The sequence below is a fragment of the Glycomyces sp. NPDC048151 genome, from assembly GCF_043202775.1.
Lineage (GTDB): Bacteria > Actinomycetota > Actinomycetes > Mycobacteriales > Micromonosporaceae > Glycomyces.
Genome location: NZ_JBIDBB010000005.1, coordinates 403,947 through 419,097 on the forward strand (window position 1 = coordinate 403,947; position 15,151 = coordinate 419,097).

Sequence of the window (15,151 nt, forward strand, 5' to 3'; positions counted from 1 at the left end):
CCGACCCCACCCCCTTACAGAACAAAGGAGTTCGCAATGCCATCACGGAAGATCCCCGTCATCGCCGCAGCCGCGGCCGCCTCCATGCTGCTCGCCTCGTGCGGCGGCGGAGGGGAAGACGACGGCGCCACCACCGGCACGCTCGACTTCTACACCAACAAGGCCGCCTGGGAGCCCGACTTCGACGAGCTCAACGCCCAGAGCGAAACTGATGTCGACATCAGCCTCAACACCACCGGCTACTCCGACGCCGCCCAGTACGACGCGTTCATCAAGCAGTCGTTCCGGACCGACAAGAGCCCGGGCCTCTTCACCTGGCAGACCGGCCCCTCCCTGGCCGAACTCGTCGACGAGGGCCTGGTCGCCGAGACCACCGACATCTGGACGAAGGCCGTCGACGAAGGCTGGATCGGCGAGGACCTCAAGGACGCCTACACCTTCGACGGCAAGCAGTACTGCGTCCCGATGAACGTCGCCTACTGGGTCATGTACTACAACAAGACCATCTTCGACGAGCAGGGCATCGCCGAACCCACCACCTGGGCCGAACTCGACGCCGCCGCCGAGAAGCTCAGCGGCGCAGGCATCACGCCCTACTACCAGACCAGCACGCTGTTCACCTTCCCGTGGTTCCAGCAGCTCGTCGCGGGCACCGACCCCGAGCTCTACAACGGACTCGCCACGGGCGAGGTCGAGTACACCGACCCGCGCATCGTGGAGATCATGGAGACCTGGCGCGACCAGCAGGACAAGGGCTGGTTCTCCGACCCCGGCAGCACCGTCGACCCGGCAGTCGGCCTCAAGCAGGGCGACTTCGCCATGATCAACTTCGGGTCGTTCTTCAACGGCTCCCTCGACGGCGCAGGCATGGTCTCCGGCCAGGACTACGACATGTTCGTCATCCCCGCCGTCAACCCCGACCTCGGCACGACCCCCGTCGCCGTCGAGTCAGGGCCGCTCTGCGTCGCCGAGAACTCCTCCCAGAAGACCCTCGGCCTCGAGTACTCCGAGTGGTGGATGTCGCCCGACGCGCAGACCGCGTGGAGCGCCGCCCGCGGCGACGTCGCCTTCAACCCGCAGGCCACCGTGGCCGACCCGATGCTCGAAGAGCTCGGCACCACCGTCTCCGGCGACGGCTACGAACGCTACGACCGCTACTACGAGGCCACGCCCACGCCGATCCTCACCGTCGCGCTCGAGCAGTTCGGCGCGTTCATCGCCAACCCCGGCGACCCGCTCCCGTACCTGGAGACCATCCAGGCCGAAGCCGACGCCTACTGGGCAGACCAGGGGTAAGCACCGCATGACGTCCGACCAGACCCCGACCCTGAAGCGCTCCAAGGACCCGTTCGCCCGGTCCGCCGCGGGGTTCATCGCGCCCGGCGTGATCCTCGTGGCCGTGCTGCTCTACCTGCCGCTGCTGTGGACCACGTTCCTCAGTCTCACCGAGTACAACGGCCTCGGCGACCCCGAGTGGGTCGGCTTCGCGAACTACCTGGAGATGCTCGACGACCCCGGGTTCATCGGCTCCGTGCTCAACACGCTGCTGTGGGTCGGCGGCACCCTCCTCGTGCCCGTGGGGATCGGCCTCGGGGTCGCCCTGCTCACCTGGAACCTCAAGGGCGGCACGTGGCTGCGCCTGCCCTTCCTCATCCCGTACGCCCTGTCGGGCATCGGGGTCGGGGTGATCTGGTCGTTCATCCTCTCCGGCGACGGCGCGCTCGACCAGGCGCTCGCCGCCTTCGGGATCGCGGACACGCCGCGCTGGCTCGTCGACGCCCCGCTCAACACGGTCGTGATGATCCTCGCGACCGCGTGGCAGGGCGTCGGCGTCAACGCCCTCCTGTTCACGATCGGCCTCCAGTCGATCCCCAAGGAGCCCTTGGAAGCCGCGCGCGTCGACGGCGCGAACGGGCTGCGCCTGTTCAGGAGCATCCTGTGGCCCATGCTGCGCCCGCTCACCGCGGTCGTCGTCGGCCTCTCCATCGTCGCGAGCCTGAAGACCTTCGACATCGTGCAGGGCATGACGAAAGGCGGGCCCGGCCGGGCCTCCGAGACGCTCGCCCTCACGATGTACAAGGAGACCTTCGTGAACAGCGAGTACGGGCTCGGCTCGGCGATCGCGGTGTTCCTCACCGTGGTGACGCTCGCCGCCTCGATCCTCTACCTGCGCCAGCAGCTCTCCAGCAAGCACGGGGTATGACCATGTCTCGCATCATCCGCACCACGGTCCTGGCCGTTCTCGGGGCGCTCTGGCTCCTGCCGGTGTACCTGCTCCTCGTCAACGCCGCGAAGTCCCCGGAGTCGTTCACCTCCAAGGAGTCCTGGATCCCGAACGACTTCTCCCTGTTCGCCAACATCGCCGAGGCGGTGCGCCTCTCCGGGCTCGCCGAGAGCGCCGCGAGCACCCTGCTCTACGCGGTCGTCTCGCCCGCGATCGCGGTGGTCGTGGGCGCGGCGGCCGGGTTCGCGATCGTCGCGCTCCGGCTGCGGCACGGCTTCGCCTGGTTCGTCGTGATCTTCGGCGGCACCGTGTTCCCGCTCCAGATGATCCTCCTGCCGCTGTTCGACGCCTACTCGCGCGTCGGCCTGTTCGACTCCCGGCTCGGCATGATCGTCGTCTACACGGCCATCTCGATCCCGTTCTCGGCGTTCGTGATGCGCAACTTCTTCACCGGCATCGCGCACTCCGTCTTCGAGGCGGCCGTGCTCGACGGCGCCTCGACCTGGCGGATCTTCGCCCGCGTCTACCTCCCGATGGCGTCGAGCGCGCTCGTGGCGATCTTCATCCTGCAGGCCACCTTCATCTGGAACGACTTCCTGCTCGGCCTGGTCCTCAGCCAGTCCGACACGGTGCGGCCCATCGTGACCAGCCTCGCCGGGATGCAGAGCACGTACGGCGGCGCGCAGATGTCCACGGTCCTGGCGGGCGGCCTGCTCGTCTCACTGCCCACAGTGGTCCTCTTCCTGTTCACGCAGAAGTTCTTCGCCCGCGGCCTCGCCCTCGGGCAGTACTAGGAGCCCCCATGCGACTGATCCCCAATGTGGACGACCTCGCGGCCGACCCGGTCACGCACCACTACGACGACATGATCGCGCCGAGCGGCCTCACCAACTTCCTCGGCACCGCCCGCGTCGACCACGACCTCACCGCGATCAGCGCCGTCGCCTTCCCGCCGGTCTCGCAAGGCCTCACCCGCACCGCCGCGTGCTTCGTCGACGACCGCCTCCTCGAGTCCTACGGCGCGCCGGTCACCCACGAGTGGCGGCCCGACCGCGTCCGCCGCAGCACCTCGCTCCCCGGGCTCGACCTGGTCACCGACACCGTCTGCGCCCCAGGCGAAACCGCCGTCGCCATCGACGTCCGCGTCACCAACACCGGCGACCGCGCCAGAACCGTCCCGGTCACGCTCACCCTCGCCGCCGGAGCCGCCCGCTCAGCAGACGCCTGGCTCGACGCCGTCGCCCCGGAGGAACGCAACCGCGCCACAGCGGGCGACGCCCGCCTGACCTTCAAGAACCACGCGGGCACCGCGTGGAGCGTCCAAGGCGTCGACACCGACGCCGACGTGCGCCTCTCCGGCATCGCCCCCGCCGCAGGGGAGCACGAAGTCGGCATCGGCGGCATCGAACGCGGCGGCGAGGTCACCGTGCGCCTCGAACTCGCCCCCGGCGCCACCGCCCGCTTCGGCTACGTCCACGCCGTCGGCACCACCGAGGACGCCGCTAGATCGGCCTTCGACCGCGTCGCCGCCGACGTCCCGAGCACCGTGCAAGGGGCCGAAGCGTTCTGGAACCGGCAGCTCGACGCCGCCTTCCAGCCCGGCAACACCGAGTTCTCCGGGCACCTGCCCGTGCTCGAGACCAGCTCCGACGCGCTGCGCCGCCTCTACTGGTGGGGCGTCCTCGGCGTCGTCTGGTTCCGCCGCGACTTCGCGGGCAACGTGCTCGGCCGCAGCTACGACACCCTCATGCCCAACTACTGGGCCACCACGACGTTCATCTGGGACTACAGCCTCAGCTCCATCACGCACGCGCTCCTCGACCCCGAGCCGATGCGGCGCCAGCTGACGCACTGGATCGCCTCGGACATCCACACGCACTTCGGGACCTCCTCGCTCACCGGCGGGCCCGTCGGCCGCTGGTACTCCGTGAACGACTACGCCATGACCCGGCTCGTCCACGACTATCTGCGCTTCACCCGCGACACCGGCCTCCTCGACGAGACGCCCGGCGGCCGCCCGGTCCGCGAGCACCTCCGCGACTGGGCGCTGGCCTGGCAGTCGCTGCGCGGGACGGGGCCGCTCGCCGACTACGGCGAGATCGACAACCTCCTCGAATGCGTCTCCTCCTACACGCACGAGGTCGCGAGCCTGAACGCGGCGAACGTGTGGAACCTGCGCACGGTCGCGGAGATCCTCGCCGCCCAGGGCGACACCGACGGCGCTGCGGCCCTCGCGGCCGAGGCCGACGGGCTCGTGGAGGCCGTCGCCGACCTCTACCTGCCCGGCACCGGCTACTTCGCGGCCCGCCAGCCCGACGGCACCCGCGTCCCGGTGCGGCACGTCTACGACTTCAGCGTCGTCGGCACCACGATCGCCGCAGACCTCGACGAGCCGACGCGCAGAGAGATGGTCGAGTTCTTCCAGGAGGAGCTGCGGACCGAGGTCTGGCTGCGCTCACTGTCCCCTTGGGACCCCGACGCGAGCTTCAGCCCCCGGCCCGACCACCAGTGGAACGGCGCGTACCCGGCCTGGCCCGCCGACGCGGCGCGCTCGCTCGTCGCGCTCGGCGCACCGGAGGTCGCGATCGACTGGCTCCCGGGCCTGGCGCGCTCGGCGAACCAGGGCCCGCCCGGGCAGGCGCACTTCACCGAGGAGGCCGTCCCAGCGCTGAACGGCGGCGCGCGCAAGGCCCCGCCGCAGCTGCCGTACATCATCGACTGGGCATGCTCGTCGGCCGGAGCCTATGCGGCCCTGGTGATCGAGTCGTTCTTCGGCGTGGACCCGAAGGTCGGCTCGGACCACCTGGACACGGCCCGGGGCTGCATCGCCGACCTCGACCCCGACGCGGTCCTGCGCGGCCTGCGCATCGGCGACCGGCTCGTCGACGTCCGCGCGGACGGCACCGTCACGGACGCCGTATGAGCGCGCTCGACGCCGCGACGGTCCGCGGCGCGGTCGAGATCGAGCGGACCGAGCGCGGGCTGATCCCGCACCGCCTGCCGCAGTGGGCGAGACGGCAGATCCCGGACCGCTTCATGGTCCAGACGAGCGCCGAGAGCGCCGGGGTCCGGCTCGCGCTCCGCACGGCCGCCGACGAGATCGAGCTCGACGTGCAGGCCCGGCGGATCGCCTCCGACGCGGAGGCGCCCATGCCGCCGAGCGTCTACGAGCTGACCGAGCGCGGTTCGCTCGTCGCGTCCGCGGAGGCCCCGGTCGGCTCCCGCTTCGTGTTCACTTTCGAGCGGCCCGACGGCGCTATCGTCCCCGGTCCCGATGCGACAGTGCGCTTCTCAGGGCTCGCGACGGGCGCCGAACGCGACCTCGAACTGTGGCTGCCGTACTACGACCACGTCGAACTGCTCGCGCTCCGGGCCAACGCACCGGTCACCGCCATACCCGATGACGGCGCGCTGCGCTGGGTCCACCACGGCTCCTCGATCAGCCACGGCTACCGGGCCGAGACCACCACGGGCACCTGGCCGGTGGTCGCCGCGCTGGAAACCGGTGCGCGCCTGACGAACCTGGCGTTCAGCGGCAACGCGATGCTCGACCCGTTCACCGCCCGGACCATCCGCGACACCCCCGCCGACCTCATCAGTTTGAAGCTCGGCATCAACCTCGTCAACGGCGACGTGATGCGCGTGCGCGCGTTCCGGCCCGCGGTCGACGGGTTCCTCGACACGATCCGCGACGGCCACCCGGACACCCCGGTCGTGCTCGTCTCCCCGATCTGGTGCGAGCCGGTCGAAGCCGCGGCCGGACCCACCACGCAGGACCCGGATCGGGCCGAGGAGTGGTCGGTCGCGGCGGGCACCGAAGCGGAGACGGCCCTCGGGAAGCTCTCGCTGCGCGTCATCCGCGCCGAACTCGAAGCCATAGTGGAGCGACGCCGCGCCGACGGCGACGCGAACCTGCGCTACCTCGACGGCCTGTCGCTCTACGGCGAGCGCGACGCCGCCGCCATGCCCCTGCCCGACAACCTGCACCCCGGCCCGGACGTGCAGCGACTTATCGCCGAACGCTTCGCCGCCCTCGTGCTCGACACGCCCCAGGCGATCTCCACCCCACGTCAGTAACCTGCAAAGGAGCAGACCATGACCCACCGATCGCTCACCCTCGCCGCGGCCGTCGCCGCCGCGGTCGCCATCCCGATATCCGCCAGTGCGGCCCCGGTCGCCTGCGCCGCACCCGTCTCCACCGAGATCAACACCGAGCTCACCGAGCGCTTCGGCACCTACGGCGACACCGCCGGGCGCTGGACCGGCGCCGACTCCGCGTACTCCGTCGACCTGCCGGACGGGTCCACCGCGTGGATCTACTCCGACACGTTCATGGGCGAGGTCGACGCGAACGGCGGCAGGCCCGCCGACTCGCCGTTCCTCCACAACTCGATCATCGTCGACGACGACGGCGTCCTCACCACCTACACCGGCGGCACCGAGGCCGCCCCCGAATCGCTCGTGAAGGTGGCGGGCGCCGACGAGACGCAGCGCTGGTACTGGTTCGGGGACGCGACCGTGGAGAACGGCATGCTCCGCGTCATGCTCCTCGAGTTCATCAAGACCGGAAGCGGCGTCTTCGACTTCAAGTTCACCGGGAACGCCGTCGCCACGCTCGACCCCGCCGACATGAGCCTCGTCTCGGTCACCGACCTCCCCGATTCCACGATCAACTGGGGTTCGGCTATCTACGAGGACCCCGCCGCGGGCTACACCTACGTCTTCGGCGTCGAGGACAACCAGGCCCAGAAGTACGCCCACCTGGCCCGCGTGCCCACCGGCTCGCTGACGACCGGGGCCTGGGAGTACTTCAACGCCGGGACCTGGGGCGCGAGCGGCTCCAGCCGCATCCTCGAAGGCGTCTCCAACGAGTTCAGCGTGCACCGCTTCCAGGGCAAGTTCACGCTGGTCACCGGTGACGCGACCGAACCGCTCAGCGCGAAGGTCGTGATGTACCGCAGCGCTGACATCACCGGGCCCTACGGCGGCAAGACCGAGCTGTACACGACCCCGGAGACCGGCGGGAACGTCTTCACCTACAACGCGAAGGCCCACCCGAACCTCGGCGACCGCGACACCCTGGTCATCTCCTACAACGTGAACAGCTTCCAAGGATCCGACCTGTACGCCGACGCGCGGCTCTACCGACCCCGCTACGTGAACGTTCACTTCTAGCAGGAAGCACAGTTAGACCTGCACTCCGCAACACCCCCGGGCCAGAGGCCACCGCCTCTGGCCCGGTTGCCGCCCCTCGGCGCGCTTCCCGTCCTACGCTGGTCCGGGACGCCGACGGGGGAGGAGCACCGGCATGGAGGACGCGTTCGTATACCTGTCGCGGATCAGGGCCACGCCCGAGCAGCTGTGGCAGGCGCTCACCGAACCGGCGTTCACCGAGCGGTACTGGGAGCTCTCCTTCGACACCGACTGGCAGCCCGGCTCGCCGATGACCTGGCGCGAGCGCGGCGGCAGCGTCGCCGACCCGGAGCAGCGGGTCCTCGAGTACGACTTCCCGCGCCGCCTCGCCTACACCTGGCACACCTTCACCGTGGAATGGGCCGAACGCGTCGGCGTCGCCGAGGACGTCCGCAAGGCCATCGCGGCCGAACCACGCTCCAAGGTCGCGTTCGACCTCGAACCCGGCGACCGCACCGTCAGGCTCAAGGTCACCCACGACGGGTTCGCACCCGGCAGCACCGTGCTCCAGATGATCGGCGAAGGCTGGCCCGAGCTCGTCTCCAGCCTCAAGACCCTCCTCGAAACCGGCGAGCCGCTGCCCGGTTGACCGCGATGAATCCCGGGCACCCGCGTCGTCAGCACCGGTAAGGATTCCCGACCAGAGGAGCAGACCATGGGCAAGCTCATCGTCACCGAGTTCATGTCCGTCGACGGGGTCGCCCAGGCGCCCGGCGCGCCTGACGAGGACGATGAAGGCGGCTTCGCGTACGGCGGCTGGCAGGCGCCGCTCATCGACCGCGACGAGGAGCACTTCATCTTCGAGCAGGCCAAGAGCATGGACGCGCTCCTGCTAGGCCGCCGCACGTACGAGATCTTCGCGGCCTACTGGCCCACCGCGCCGGTCGAGTTCGACTTCACCGCGCTCATGAACCGCGTCCCCAAGTACGTCGCCTCCCGCACCCTGCTGGAGCCGCTGATCTGGGACTCCGCGAACCTCCTCGAAGGCGACCTCGCCGAGGCCGTCGCCGGCCTGAAGGCCGCGCACGAGCACGTCCACGTCATCGGCAGCCTCGACCTGCTCCAGTCGCTCCTGCGGCTGGGCCTGGTCGACCAGCTCAACCTGTGGGTCTACCCGCTCGTCCTCGGCGAGGGCAAGCGCGTCTTCGCGGGCGGCGCGGTGCCCTCGGCCCTGCGCCTCACCGACTCGCGGATCTTCGCCAACGGCACGCTCAAGCTCGAGTACGAGCTCGCGGGCGAGCCTGCGACCGGCGACATGGAGGCCGAGCTCAAGCCCTAGCCATGTGCCGCTCCTGCCTCGACCCGGCGACCGCCCAGTCGCCGGGTCGATGTGAATGCGGCACGCCTATTGCATCGCCGCGGCGGCTGGCCTAAGCTCGTCACGTCCCATTCATCGATATGAGTTCCCAATGAATGGGACTGCCCTGCAATGGAAAGCGAGCCGACATGCCGAGCGAGTCCACCTTCATCGAGCGGACCAGCGCCACCGAGACCAGCGCCGTCAACGAACGCCATTTCAGCGCCCTCCAGCGCGGCGAAGCCAGCGTCGACCGGATCACGGGCGTGCGGATCTCGCACGCGATCCTCCCGTTGAAGACCTCGATCAGCGACGCGAAGGTGCTCACCGGACGCCAGAAGCCGATGACCGAGATCGCGTTCCTCTTCGCCGAGATCACGACCGAGTCCGGGCTCGAAGGCGTCGGGTACGGCTACTCCAAGCGCGCCGGCGGCAAGGGCCAGTACGCGCACGCCCGCGAGATCGCCGCCGACCTCATCGGCGAGGACCCCAACGACATCCAGCGGATCTGGACCAAGCTCGTGTGGTCGGGCGCGTCGGTCGGCCGCAGCGGTCTGTCCACTCAGGCCATCGCGGCGTTCGACATCGCCCTGTGGGACCTCAAGGCCAAGCGCGCTGGGCTGCCGCTCGCGAAGCTCCTGGGCGCCCACCGCGACTCCGTGGCCTGCTACAACACCTCCGGCGGGTTCCTGTCTTCGTCCATCGAGGAGGTCCTGGACAACACCTCGGCCGCGATCGCGGGCGGCATCGGCGGCATCAAGATCAAGGTCGGCCAGCCCGACACCCGGATCGACCTGCGCCGCGTCGCGGCCGTGCGCGAGCACCTGGGCGAGGACTTCCCGCTCATGGTCGACGCCAACCAGCAGTGGGACCGCAGCACCGCGATCCGCATGGGCCGCAAGCTCGAAGAGTTCGAACTGACCTGGATCGAGGAGCCCCTCGACGCGTACGACGCGGAAGGCCACGCCGACCTCGCCCGCGAGCTCGCCACCCCGATCGCCACCGGCGAGATGCTCACCAGCGTCGCCGAGCACGCCGAGCTGATCCGGCACCGCAGCGTCGACTTCATCCAGCCCGACGCTCCGCGCGTCGGCGGTATCACCCCGTTCCTCAAGATCATGTCGCTGGGTGAGCACGCGCGCGTGCGGATGGCCCCGCACTTCGCCATGGAGATCCACCTCCACCTCTCCGCCGCCTACGAGCACGACCCGTGGGTGGAGCACTTCGAGTGGCTGGAGCCGCTGTTCAACGAGCGCCTGGAGATTCGGGACGGCCGCATGGTCGTGCCGAACCGCCCCGGTCTCGGGTTCAGCCTCAGCGAGCAGGCCCGCGCGTGGACCGAGGCCACCGAACGGTTCGGGTCGGCCGCGTGACGCCGCGCGCGGACGGGGGACCGAAGGGCGCGCTCGACCGGGCGCTGGAGATCCTCGAGGTCCTCACCATGCGCGGCAAGGCGACCACGGGCGAGCTCGTCGAGGCCGTCGGGGTCAGCCGCAGCGCCGTGTACCGGCTCGTCGAGCGCCTCCAGGCCGCCGAGTACCTGCAGCTCACCGACGGCCAGTGGCGTCTCGGCCCGGCCGCCGCGCGGATGGCGATGGCCGCCGTGCAGAACATGGACGTGCTCACCGTGGCCCCGCCGATGCTGCGTGACCTCGCGAAACGCACCGGCGAGACCGTGAGCCTCGGCGTCTACAGCGGCGACGAGATGGTGTTCGTCTTCCGCGAGATCGGCCACCAGTCCGTGCACGTCCGCTCCGAGCTCGGCGCGCGGCGGCCCCTGCACGCCACCTCCGTCGGCAAGGCCTACCTCGCCGGGCTCGCACCCGAGCGCTGCGAGGAGACCATCGAACGGCTTCCCATGCAGCTTTTCACGAAAGCCACGGTCACCGACCGCGACCGCCTCCGCGAAGCCGTCGGCGAGGCGCGCAGGCGCGGCTGGACCGAGGAGCACGGCGAGTTCGACGCGGGCAGCACGTGCTTCGGCGCGCCCGTGTTCGACCAGAGCGGCGCGGTCACGGCCGCCATCAGCATCGCCGGGCCGACCGACCGCATGGACGCCGCGCCCGACCCGTTCGGGCCGCTCGTCGCCGAGACCGCCGCCGCGATCTCCCGCCGCCTCGGCCACAGCGACTGGACGAAACAGCAGACCGCCTAAACGCAAGGAAACCGACATGACCGTCCACAGCATCGACCCGCGCACCGGAGCCACCGTCTCCGCAGCCGAACCCACCCCGGCCGACGAGGTCGGCCGCATCACCGCCGCCGCGGCCGCCGCCGCGCCCGAACTCGACCGGCGCGGCCGCGACTTCCGCGCCCGCCTCCTGCGCGCGATCGCCGCCCGCCTCGAAGAGCGCCGCGCCGCGATCGTCGCCTTGGGCCAGCGGGAGACCGGCCTCCCCGAGGCCCGCTTCAACGGCGAACTCACCCGCACCGCCTACCAGGCCGAGTTCTTCGCGAGCGTCATCGAGGACGGCGGCTACCTCGAAGCCACGATCGACCACGCCGCCGACACCCCGATGGGGCCCGGCCCCGACCTGCGCCGCATGCTCGTGCCGCTCGGGCCCGTCGCCGTGTTCGGCGCCTCCAACTTCCCGCTCGCCTTCTCCGTCCCCGGCGGCGACACCGTCTCGGCCCTCGCCGCCGGGAACCCGGTCGTCGTCAAGGCGCACGACTCCCACGTGGGGCTCTCGCAGCTCGCGTACGAGGCGATCGTGCAGGCCTGCGGCGACGTCGACGCGCCCGAAGGCACCATCGGCATCGTCTTCGGCACCGAAGCGGGCGCGGCCCTCGTCGCCGACCCGCACGTGAAGGCCGTCGGCTTCACCGGCTCGCTCCACGGCGGTCGGGCCCTGCTCGACATCATCAACGCCCGCCCCGAGCCCATCCCGTTCTACGGCGAGCTCGCGAGCGTCAACCCGCTCATCGTCTCCGAAGCGGCCGCTTCCGAACGGCCCGAAGCGATCGCGAGCGGCCTCGTCACCTCCATCACCGGTTCAGGCGGGCAGCTGTGCACCAAGCCCGGCATCGTCCTCGTCCCCAAGGGCACCGGCGGCGACAAGCTCCTCGGCGCGGCGGCGGCCCTCGTCGCCGAGAGCGCCGCGCAGCCGCTCCTGAACGCCCGCATCGCCGAGTCCTACCAGGCGATCACCGCGTCCTACACGGCCGCGCCCGGCGTGCGGGAACTCGCCGTCGGCACCGCCGCACCGGAGTCCGGCTCCTTCGGCAGCCCGCGACTGCTCGAAGTGGACGCCGCCGACTTCACGCCCGCCGTCGCCGAAGAATGCTTCGGCCCCAGCGCGATCGCCGTCCGCTACGGCGACGCCGCCGAACTCCGCAGCGCCCTCGCCGTCCTCCCCGCCTCGCTCGCGGCGACCCTCCACACCGCCGAGGACGACCCGGAGATGGACGCGCTCGTCGCGCTCGTCGCCCCGCTGGCGGGCCGCCTCGTCTTCGACCAGTTCCCCACCGGCGTGCTCGTGTCCTGGGCGCAGCACCACGGCGGCCCCTGGCCCTCGACGAACACGCTCCACACCTCCGTGGGGGCCACCGCGATCCGCCGCTTCCTGCGCCCGATGACGTGGCAGAACGCGCCGGAGTCCGTGCTGCCCGCGGAACTGCGCGACGACGCCGCCGTCCCGCAGCGCGTCGACGGCCGACTCCGCCCGTGACCGGTCTGCCCGACGACGCCGCCGCCTGGGCCATGCTGGCCCTCGCGGCGGCGCTGGTCGGCTTCGCCAAGACCGGCATCAACGGCATCGGCTCGCTGCCGATCCTGCTGTTCGCCACGGTGCTCCCCGCGAAGGAGTCCACGGGCGCGCTGCTGCCGGTGCTCATCCTCGCCGACCTGTTCGCGATCCGCTTCTACTCGCGCCACGTCGAATGGCGCGTGCTCGGACGGCTCGCGCCCTGGGTCGTGGTCGGCACCGTCTCCGGCGCGGTCGTGCTGTACTTCGTCGACGACACGCTCATGCGGCTGCTCCTCGGCCTCATCCTCCTCGCGATGCTCGGCCTCCAGCTCTGGAACCGGATGCGGCCCAAGGCGGTCGAACCGAAGCCGCCCAGCGGCCTCGCCCGGCGGAGCCTCGCCGCCGGGGCCGGGATCGGGGCGGGCGCGACCACGATGATGGCCAACGCGGCGGGCCCGGTCATGATCCTGTACCTCATGCTCTCGGGCTTCCCGAAGCTGCGGTTCCTGGGCACGATGGCGTGGTTCTTCTTCGCGGTCAACCTGTTCAAGGTCCCGTTCAGCGTCGGGCTCGGCCTCATCTCCTGGTACTCGCTCCTCATGGCCCTCATGCTGGTCCCAGCCATCGCGGTCGGCGCGCTCGTCGGCCGCGCGGTAGTGCACCGCGTCAACCAGAAGCAGTTCGAGATCGCGACCCTCGTGGTCTCCGGCGTCGGCGCCGGACTGCTCATCCTGTCGGCCGCGACCGCCTGACGCGTTTACATTCCTCTATATCCGGGCATCCGGGACGAAAGGGTGGTGGTCCATCATGGTCGAAGAAGTCATCGGTGTAGTCGGCGCCGGCATCGTGGGTCTGGCGGTCGCCCGCGAGCTGACCGTCCGCCGCCCCGGAGCCCGGATCGTGGTCTTCGAGAAGGAGGACCGCGTCGCGGCCCACCAGACGAGCCACAACTCCGGGGTCGTGCACGCCGGGATCTACTACGTCCCCGGCAGCCTCAAGGCCCGCCTCTGCACGCGCGGCGTGGCACTCCTCAAGCAGTACTGCGCCGAACGCGAACTGCCCTATGTAGAGTGCGGGAAGCTCGTCATCGCCGTGCACGAGCACGAGGTGCCGCGCATGGACGCCCTCTACGGGCGCGCCGTCGCCAACGGCGTCCTGGGCCTGCGACGCGTCGGCCCCGAGGAGCTGCGCGAGATCGAGCCGCATGCGACCGGCCTCGGCGCGATCCACTCCCCGGGCAGCGCCATCACCGACTACGCGGCCGTCGCCCGCGCCTTCGCCGCCGAGGTCGAAGCCGCCGGAGGCGAAGTGCGCCTGAACTTCCCGGTCGACGGCATCGAACCCGAGGGCGAACGCGTGCGCGTCGCCTCCGGCGAAGCCCGCGTCACCGTCGACCACCTCGTCCTCTGCGCCGGGCTCCAGGCCGACCGCGTCGCCAAGCTCGCCGGGGACGAGCCCGGCCCGCGCATCGTCCCCTTCCGCGGCGAGTACCTGCGCGTCGTGAACGACAAGGCCGCCCAGCTCAAAGGCCTCGTCTACCCGATCCCCGAACCCGGCTACCCGTTCCTGGGCGTCCACTTCACCCGCCGCATCGACGGCACCGTCGAGATCGGACCCAACGCCGTGCTCGCCCTCGCCGCCGAGGGCTACCGCTGGCGCGACCTCAGCCCGACCCACCTCGCCCGGCTCGCCGCCTGGCCCGGGGCCTGGCGGATGGCCGCGAAGCACTGGCGCATGGGCGCCCACGAGGTCCACGGCTCGGTCTCCAAGCGCGCCTACATGAAGACCTCGCAGCTGTACTTCCCGTCCATCGGCATCGAGGACGTCGCCCGCGACGGCGCCGGGGTCCGGGCCCAAGCCCTGGACCGGGACGGCGCCCTCGTCGACGACTTCCGCGTCCACCGCCTCGGCCCCGTCACGGCCGTCCGCAACGCCCCCTCGCCCGCCGCGACCTCGTCGATGGCGATCGCCGAGCACGTCGTCGAGCAGCTGACCGCCGACGCGCTCAGCTGAGTCAGCGCAGGATCGGGAAGCGGCGGACCAGCGGGACGCGCTGCCAGGCGCGGCCCAGGCCCCAGCGGGCTCCGGCATCGGTGAAGATCAGCGCGATCATGACCATGGCGTAGACGAAGTGCGGATCGACCACGGGGTTGGTCTCGAACGGGAACATCGAGGCCCACAGGGCGAGCATGAGCACCGCACCGCCGATCGCGGCCGGGCGCAGGCAGACGCCGAGCATCAGGCCGAGCCCGAGTCCGGCCTGGGCGGCCATGAACAGCCAGTCGGCCCAGGCCATCCCGGACGCGCCGCTGTACATCCCGCCGGCGCCGCCGGAGAAGAACTCGGCGGTCGGGCTGCCGCCGTCGATCCAGCCCTGGCCTGCGGGCGTGTTGAACCCGAGGCCGAAGGTCTTGTCGAGGAAGGCCCACAGGAAGACCCAGCCGAGGACGATCCGCACGACCGCGACGCTTCGCGGCGGAAGGGCGGCGGTGCGCGCGCGGACGACGGACAGAGTGGGGGAGTCTTTCACGGTCATGGTGCATCCCTTGGGGTATAGGGCGAAACGAATGCTCGAAGAAGCGCTCCGAAATTATCACGCGAGCCATCGACGTGCAATCCGTGAATAGTTGCGATAGGGGATTCGTCAAGGTCGCATCCAGGTGCATTCAAGGCTTCGGCGCAGGTGGCGGCGTATGGAATGGTCAGTCGCGATACAGGTCGAATATCGGCACATTCAAGGACCGGAATGCA

14 protein-coding genes are annotated in these 15,151 nt (G+C 70.5%); 13 read left to right on the plus strand and 1 reads right to left on the minus strand.

The window, feature by feature from the left end; all coding sequences use genetic code 11:
* Positions 1-36 precede the first annotated feature (36 nt).
* The 13 genes from ACGGCP_RS14380 (at position 37) to lhgO (ending at position 14,413) form a co-directional block, all read left to right on the plus strand.
* Positions 37-1,296 carry an ABC transporter substrate-binding protein gene (locus tag ACGGCP_RS14380; protein WP_392965932.1) on the plus strand — a complete coding sequence of 420 codons (1,260 nt, stop codon included), beginning with the start codon at positions 37-39 and terminating at the stop codon, positions 1,294-1,296.
* A gap of 7 nt (positions 1,297-1,303) precedes the next feature.
* On the plus strand, positions 1,304-2,203 hold the full coding sequence (locus ACGGCP_RS14385; protein WP_392965935.1) for a carbohydrate ABC transporter permease: 900 nt from the start codon (positions 1,304-1,306) through the stop codon (positions 2,201-2,203).
* 2 nt (positions 2,204-2,205) lie between these two features.
* Positions 2,206-3,018 carry a carbohydrate ABC transporter permease gene (locus ACGGCP_RS14390; protein WP_392966325.1) on the plus strand — a complete coding sequence of 271 codons (813 nt, stop codon included), beginning with the start codon at positions 2,206-2,208 and terminating at the stop codon, positions 3,016-3,018.
* Positions 3,019-3,026: 8 nt separating this feature from the next.
* Positions 3,027-5,147, plus strand: a complete 2,121-nt coding sequence (locus ACGGCP_RS14395) for a hypothetical protein (RefSeq protein WP_392965937.1) — start codon at positions 3,027-3,029, stop codon at positions 5,145-5,147.
* Entirely contained in the window at positions 5,144-6,301 is a 1,158-nt protein-coding gene (locus tag ACGGCP_RS14400) for a GDSL-type esterase/lipase family protein (protein WP_392965940.1), read from the plus strand. The genes ACGGCP_RS14395 and ACGGCP_RS14400 overlap by 4 nt, the downstream gene beginning before the upstream one ends.
* Positions 6,302-6,319: 18 nt before the next feature.
* A complete protein-coding gene (locus tag ACGGCP_RS14405) occupies positions 6,320-7,399 on the plus strand; it encodes a DUF4185 domain-containing protein (RefSeq protein WP_392965943.1) in 1,080 nt (359 codons plus the stop codon).
* Positions 7,400-7,532: 133 nt separating this feature from the next.
* Positions 7,533-8,006, plus strand: coding sequence for an SRPBCC family protein (locus tag ACGGCP_RS14410; protein WP_392965946.1), 474 nt, complete (start codon positions 7,533-7,535; stop codon positions 8,004-8,006).
* A gap of 66 nt (positions 8,007-8,072) precedes the next feature.
* Entirely contained in the window at positions 8,073-8,696 is a 624-nt protein-coding gene (locus ACGGCP_RS14415) for a dihydrofolate reductase family protein (RefSeq protein WP_392965949.1), read from the plus strand.
* A 167-nt stretch (positions 8,697-8,863) separates the two neighbouring features.
* Entirely contained in the window at positions 8,864-10,087 is a 1,224-nt protein-coding gene (locus tag ACGGCP_RS14420; RefSeq protein ID WP_392965952.1) for a mandelate racemase/muconate lactonizing enzyme family protein, read from the plus strand.
* Complete coding sequence (locus ACGGCP_RS14425; RefSeq protein WP_392965955.1) at positions 10,084-10,869, plus strand: IclR family transcriptional regulator; 786 nt, start codon at positions 10,084-10,086, stop codon at positions 10,867-10,869. The genes ACGGCP_RS14420 and ACGGCP_RS14425 overlap by 4 nt, the downstream gene beginning before the upstream one ends.
* Before the next feature lie 16 nt (positions 10,870-10,885).
* Complete coding sequence (locus ACGGCP_RS14430) at positions 10,886-12,382, plus strand: aldehyde dehydrogenase (NADP(+)) (protein ID WP_392965958.1); 1,497 nt, start codon at positions 10,886-10,888, stop codon at positions 12,380-12,382.
* On the plus strand, positions 12,379-13,152 hold the full coding sequence (locus ACGGCP_RS14435) for a sulfite exporter TauE/SafE family protein (RefSeq protein ID WP_392965960.1): 774 nt from the start codon (positions 12,379-12,381) through the stop codon (positions 13,150-13,152). Before ACGGCP_RS14430 ends, ACGGCP_RS14435 begins: the two co-directional genes overlap by 4 nt.
* 55 nt (positions 13,153-13,207) lie before the next feature.
* Positions 13,208-14,413 (plus strand): L-2-hydroxyglutarate oxidase, encoded by a 1,206-nt coding sequence (lhgO, locus tag ACGGCP_RS14440; RefSeq protein ID WP_392965963.1) that lies wholly within the window; start codon positions 13,208-13,210, stop codon positions 14,411-14,413.
* A 1-nt stretch (position 14,414) separates the two neighbouring features.
* On the opposite strand, the gene ACGGCP_RS14445 is transcribed toward lhgO, so the two are convergent.
* Positions 14,415-14,936 (minus strand): DoxX family membrane protein, encoded by a 522-nt coding sequence (locus ACGGCP_RS14445; RefSeq protein ID WP_392965966.1) that lies wholly within the window; start codon positions 14,934-14,936, stop codon positions 14,415-14,417.
* Between the last annotated feature and the right edge of the window lie 215 nt (positions 14,937-15,151).

What these genes read in the sequence shown, in the direction of transcription:
- ACGGCP_RS14430 (WP_392965958.1), top strand. Translation starts at nt 10,886, where the DNA reads ATGACCGTCCACAGCATCGACCCGCGCACCGGAGCCACCGTCTCCGCA.
- ACGGCP_RS14405 (WP_392965943.1), top strand. Translation starts at nt 6,320, where the DNA reads ATGACCCACCGATCGCTCACCCTCGCCGCGGCCGTCGCCGCCGCGGTC.
- ACGGCP_RS14390 (WP_392966325.1), top strand. Translation starts at nt 2,206, where the DNA reads ATGTCTCGCATCATCCGCACCACGGTCCTGGCCGTTCTCGGGGCGCTC.
- ACGGCP_RS14415 (WP_392965949.1), top strand. Translation starts at nt 8,073, where the DNA reads ATGGGCAAGCTCATCGTCACCGAGTTCATGTCCGTCGACGGGGTCGCC.
- ACGGCP_RS14395 (WP_392965937.1), top strand. Translation starts at nt 3,027, where the DNA reads ATGCGACTGATCCCCAATGTGGACGACCTCGCGGCCGACCCGGTCACG.
- ACGGCP_RS14410 (WP_392965946.1), top strand. Translation starts at nt 7,533, where the DNA reads ATGGAGGACGCGTTCGTATACCTGTCGCGGATCAGGGCCACGCCCGAG.
- lhgO (WP_392965963.1), top strand. Translation starts at nt 13,208, where the DNA reads ATGGTCGAAGAAGTCATCGGTGTAGTCGGCGCCGGCATCGTGGGTCTG.
- ACGGCP_RS14445 (WP_392965966.1), bottom strand. Translation starts at nt 14,936, where the DNA reads ATGACCGTGAAAGACTCCCCCACTCTGTCCGTCGTCCGCGCGCGCACC.
- ACGGCP_RS14385 (WP_392965935.1), top strand. Translation starts at nt 1,304, where the DNA reads ATGACGTCCGACCAGACCCCGACCCTGAAGCGCTCCAAGGACCCGTTC.
- ACGGCP_RS14400 (WP_392965940.1), top strand. Translation starts at nt 5,144, where the DNA reads ATGAGCGCGCTCGACGCCGCGACGGTCCGCGGCGCGGTCGAGATCGAG.
- ACGGCP_RS14380 (WP_392965932.1), top strand. Translation starts at nt 37, where the DNA reads ATGCCATCACGGAAGATCCCCGTCATCGCCGCAGCCGCGGCCGCCTCC.
- ACGGCP_RS14420 (WP_392965952.1), top strand. Translation starts at nt 8,864, where the DNA reads ATGCCGAGCGAGTCCACCTTCATCGAGCGGACCAGCGCCACCGAGACC.